The sequence below is a fragment of the Palleronia caenipelagi genome (assembly GCF_007004065.1).
Classification (GTDB): Bacteria; Pseudomonadota; Alphaproteobacteria; order Rhodobacterales; family Rhodobacteraceae; genus Palleronia; species Palleronia caenipelagi.
Map to the genome: position 1 here is coordinate 1 of NZ_VFSV01000151.1, position 838 is coordinate 838.

Below are 838 nucleotides of genomic sequence, written 5' to 3' on the forward strand. Positions count from 1 at the left end.
GCGGGCGTCTTTTGTTGTAGTAGCTGATCCAGTCACCGATCCCGTCCCGGGCTTCGGAACCTGTTTCGAAGGCGTTCAAGTAGACGCATTCGTATTTGAGGGATCGCCAGAGCCGCTCGATCATCCGGTTGTCGATCCAGCGGCCCCGGCCATCCATCGAGATTTTGATCTTTGCGTCGCGCAGCACGTCGGTGAAGTCGGTGCTGGTGAATTGGGATCCTTGATCGGTGTTGAAAATCTCGGGGGTGCTGTATCGAGCCAGCGYTTCTTTCAAAGCCTCGACGCAGAACCCCGCGTCCATGCTGTTCGAGAGCCGCCAGCTCAGCACCTTCCGGCTGTGCCAATCCATGATGGCCACGAGATAGAGAAACCCCCGGCGCATCGGGATGTAGCTGATGTCAGCACACCAGACCTGGTTAGGTCGGGGGATGGGTAAGTCCTTCAGAAGATATGGATATATCTTGTGCTCCGGGTGCTTCTTGCTGGTCTTCGGTTCCTGGTAGATAGGCACCAACCGCATGAGCTGCATCAGCCGCCGCACACGATGTCGGCCGCATTTATGTCCCTCGCGAGCCAAGTGCCGGACCATCTGGCGTGAGCCATACCATGGCGTCTCGAGGAACTGACRATCGATGATTTCCATGAACTTCAGGTTCTCGGGGCTTTCCCCACGCGGCTGGTAGTAGAGGGTTGAGCGTGCCAGTGACAGCAGGCTGCATTGCCGCCGGACGCTGAGATCGGGATGGTCTTTCTTCACCGCTTTTTGCCTCCAGTGCCGGGGATGAGACTGGAGGCTTCCAACAAAAAATCCCGTTCCACGACCAGCTGCCCGATTTTG

1 pseudogene is annotated in these 838 nt (G+C 57.4%); it reads right to left on the reverse strand.

Going from position 1 to position 838, the window contains the following annotated elements:
• Positions 1-838 (reverse strand): annotated as a pseudogene (locus tag FEV53_RS20390) (IS3 family transposase); the annotation flags it as partial.